Annotated in this window: 6 protein-coding genes; 3 read left to right on the top strand and 3 right to left on the bottom strand. The window is 73.3% G+C overall.

Annotated features, from left to right (window positions below; all coding sequences use genetic code 11):
• Together AB8Z36_RS34810 and AB8Z36_RS34815 are read left to right on the top strand one after the other, a co-directional pair.
• Nucleotides 1-198 (top strand): tyrosinase family oxidase copper chaperone (locus AB8Z36_RS34810; protein ID WP_369217384.1); only part of this gene is annotated, 198 nt, incomplete at its 5' end.
• A 62-nt stretch (nt 199-260) separates the two neighbouring features.
• Complete coding sequence (locus tag AB8Z36_RS34815) at nt 261-1133, top strand: tyrosinase family protein (protein WP_369217385.1); 873 nt, start codon at nt 261-263, stop codon at nt 1131-1133.
• A 71-nt stretch (nt 1134-1204) separates the two neighbouring features.
• Here the strand turns inward: AB8Z36_RS34815 and AB8Z36_RS34820 are convergent, their stop codons facing one another.
• Nucleotides 1205-1474, bottom strand: a complete 270-nt coding sequence (locus AB8Z36_RS34820) for a chaplin (RefSeq protein WP_369217386.1) — start codon at nt 1472-1474, stop codon at nt 1205-1207.
• Between the two features lie 225 nt (nt 1475-1699).
• On the opposite strand from AB8Z36_RS34820, the gene AB8Z36_RS34825 reads away from it, so the two are divergent.
• The gene (locus AB8Z36_RS34825) at nt 1700-1990 is read left to right on the top strand and encodes a hypothetical protein (protein ID WP_369217387.1); all 291 of its coding nucleotides are present in this window, start codon (nt 1700-1702) and stop codon (nt 1988-1990) included.
• Between the two features lie 40 nt (nt 1991-2030).
• On the opposite strand, the gene AB8Z36_RS34830 is transcribed toward AB8Z36_RS34825, so the two are convergent.
• Nucleotides 2031-2696, bottom strand: a complete 666-nt coding sequence (locus tag AB8Z36_RS34830; RefSeq protein ID WP_369217388.1) for a M23 family metallopeptidase — start codon at nt 2694-2696, stop codon at nt 2031-2033.
• A gap of 84 nt (nt 2697-2780) precedes the next feature.
• Entirely contained in the window at nt 2781-3026 is a 246-nt protein-coding gene (locus AB8Z36_RS34835) for a hypothetical protein (RefSeq protein ID WP_369217389.1), read from the bottom strand.
• Nucleotides 3027-3080 lie beyond the last annotated feature (54 nt).

Consider the following 3080-nt stretch of genomic DNA (forward strand, 5'->3'; position numbering starts at 1 on the left):
GTCTCGCGCGAGGGGCGGACGCCGCAGAGCTGGCGGATCACCGTGGACGGCCGGCCGCTCGGCCTGATGCGCCGCGCCGACGGCAGCTTCCTGAGCATGGTCGACCACTACCGGTCGTACGCGACCCCGCTGGCGGCGGCGCGCGGCGCGGTCGACGAACTCGGCCCCTCGCAGGCGCTGAGCGGCCTGCACCACTAGGACCGTGTGGATCAGGCCCGCACCCGCGGGCCTGGCACGGACCTCGGAACGGACGGACGGGCATGGCCCCCACGCGCAGGAACCAGAGCGGTCTGACCCGGGCCGAGCGGCGCAGATTCGTCGACGCGGTGCTGAAGCTCAAGCGCCGGGGCGAGTACGACGACTTCGTGCGCACGCACATCGACCACTATGTGTCGGACGGCGAGGACCGGCTGCGGGTCGCGCACATGTGCCCCTCGTTCTTCCCCTGGCACCGCCGCTTCCTGCTGGAGTTCGAGCGCGCCCTCCAGCGGACCGACGCGGGCGTGACCATCCCGTACTGGGACTGGACGAAGGACCGCGGGACGAGGGCGGCACCGTGGGGCGCCGATCTGCTGGGCGGCACAGGGCGGGCGTCCGACCGGCAGGTCATGACGGGCCCGTTCGCGCGGCGGAACGGCCACTGGACCATCAGGGCGGGCGTGACCGACGGGGACTTCCTCACCCGCGACCTCGGGCGCGCGCACGACCCCCTCGCCCTGCCGACCGCGCGCGACGTGGCGGAGGCGATCGCGGACCCGCTCTACGACGTGCCGCCCTACGACTCCACGTCGTCCGGGGGCTTCCGCAACCGGCTGGAGGGCTGGACCCCGGCGCGGGGCGACGCGCGGTACCGCAACCACAACCGGGTGCACCGCTGGGTCGGCGGACACATGCTGGGCGGCGCCTCCGTCAACGACCCGGTGTTCTGGCTGCACCACGCCTTCGTGGACCTGCTGTGGGACCGCTGGCAGCGCCGCCATCCCCGCTCGGCCCCCTACCTTCCGGCCGAGCCGCCGGGTCCCGGCTCGGCGCAGTACCGGCGCGTCGTCGCGCGCCAGGAGCGGATGCCGCCGTGGGACGCGCGCCCCGGTGACCTCCTCGGCCACCAGAGGCTCTACCGGTACGGGGACTAGGCGCCGGGGGTCCGCCCTGCCGGGGCCGCTGGTGGCGGCCCCGAGCACTCGGCCGCCGTGGCGGCCCGGCGTCAGCTTCCGTAGCCGCCGTGGTGGTCCTGGCCGGCGTTCGAGCACGTGTTGCCGAAGGCGGGGTTCAGCAGGCCCACGACGTCGACGGTGTTGCCGCAGAGGTTCACCGGGATGTTGATCGGGACCGCGACATTGTTGCCCGAGATGACACCGGGGGAGCCGACGGCGGCGCCCGACGCGTCCGCGTCCGCCAGGGCCATTCCGGCGCCACCGAGCACGACGGCACCGGCACCCACGGTGGCGGCGGCGACCTTCGCGATGCGAGACATCACGTTCTCCTTTGACTTGGTAAGCGCGGCTGCTTCAGCACGGCCGCAATTCGCTAACGCCCGCCGTCAACGCGAAGTCACGGCGGGACGGCATTCGGAGGCGGCGAGCTGAATTCCCTTTGTGGGTTTGTGGGGCCGGGAACAAGGCGTCACGGTAAATGAGCTTCACGAGTGAGGGGGTTCCGGAACCCGTGACTTTCGGGCGCCCCAGCCGTTTCTGAGGACATGACATCTGCACGACGACTTCTCGCCGCTGTCTCGCTCGCCGCCGGTACGGCCGCGCTCGCCGCCCCGGCAGCCCAGGCCGCCACGCCCACCGGGGACAAGGCCCCCATCTCGGTCCTGGACACGGTCGACCACATCGGGCACACCGCGATCCCCGAGGACCAGCGCGCCGCGATGCCGAAGCTCGCGAACCAGCTCCAGGGCCTCAACCACCTCAACGACCTGAACCAGCTCCGCCAGCTCACCGACATGGTGCAGCCGATCACCAACCTGGTGCCCGGGATCGCGTAGTCCCGCCCGGCGGGGCTCCTCCCGGGAGGAGCCCCGCGGTTCAGAGGAGCCGTGCCCCCCGCTTGGCCAGATAGCCGACCGGGTCGACGTCGGACCCGTAGGTGCGGCGGGTGCGGACCTCCAGATGGAGATGCGGTCCGGTGGCCCGCCCGGTCGCCCCGCTGCTCGCGATCCGCGCGCCGGTCTCGATGTTCGCCCCCTCGCGGGTCTCGATGAGCGAGAGATGGGCGTAGAGGGCGAAGTGGCCGTCGGGCATCCGCACCGTCACCGCGTTGCCGTACGCCCCCGACCAGCGCGCGAGCACGACGACACCCGCGCCCACGGCGTACACCGGCGTCCCCTGCGGCACGGCCAGGTCGATGCCCGTATGGTGCCCGGCGAGCCAGTCGCCCGGCACTCCGTAGCGCGCGGTGACCCGGAAGACGCGGCGCAGCGGCAGGGCCGCCTGGCCGGGCGGCACCTCCGGGGCGCGGTGGTCCTCGTACGGACGGTCGCGGGGGTAGCGGGCGTCGGCCTCGGCCAGGTCCGCCTCGTATCCGGCGTCGTAGCCGCCGGTGCAGGCGTCGTCGGGGTGGCCGGGCCGGGCGGGAGCGCGGGCCGCGCCCAGGGTGACCGTTCCACCGGCTCCCAGGAGACCCGCGGTGAGCCGCAGGACGCGGCGCCGGCTGGGGAGCGCCTCGGGCGCTCGCTCTATGTGATGGTCCATGACCGACAGCTCAGCGGCGGCGGCCCGGGGCCGCACGCCCGGTTGCGCCGCCTGGCGTAGCCTTCGGCGGCCCGAAGCGCGGGGTCACATACGGCCGCCGACCACGCATGACCTGCCGTAACGCCAGTCGCAGACGGTTGAGTCCCCGACGGATGAGGCGTCCCGCACGGAGGAGGCGTCCGGTACGGAACGCCCGCTCTCCCGGGTGGTGGCCGCCCCCGGGGAGGTTCCCGCGGTGCCCGTGGGCGTGGCCGCCACCGACGCGATCCCGACCAGGGGGACCAGGGCGAGCGCCAGTGTCAGAAGCGGCCTGGTGAGGTGAGCCGACACTTCCGGACTCCTCGTTTTCGACGTATCCCGAGACAGAGTGATGGTGCACAGAAG

It is taken from the genome of Streptomyces flavofungini (assembly GCF_041028215.1).
In the GTDB taxonomy this organism is placed as follows: domain Bacteria; phylum Actinomycetota; class Actinomycetes; order Streptomycetales; family Streptomycetaceae; genus Streptomyces; species Streptomyces flavofungini_B.

Bases quoted from the DNA above. Each gene is read 5' to 3' on its own strand.
- AB8Z36_RS34815 (WP_369217385.1), top strand. From the start codon at position 261: ATGGCCCCCACGCGCAGGAACCAGAGCGGTCTGACCCGGGCCGAGCGG.
- AB8Z36_RS34820 (WP_369217386.1), bottom strand. From the start codon at position 1,474: ATGTCTCGCATCGCGAAGGTCGCCGCCGCCACCGTGGGTGCCGGTGCC.
- AB8Z36_RS34825 (WP_369217387.1), top strand. From the start codon at position 1,700: ATGACATCTGCACGACGACTTCTCGCCGCTGTCTCGCTCGCCGCCGGT.
- AB8Z36_RS34830 (WP_369217388.1), bottom strand. From the start codon at position 2,696: ATGGACCATCACATAGAGCGAGCGCCCGAGGCGCTCCCCAGCCGGCGC.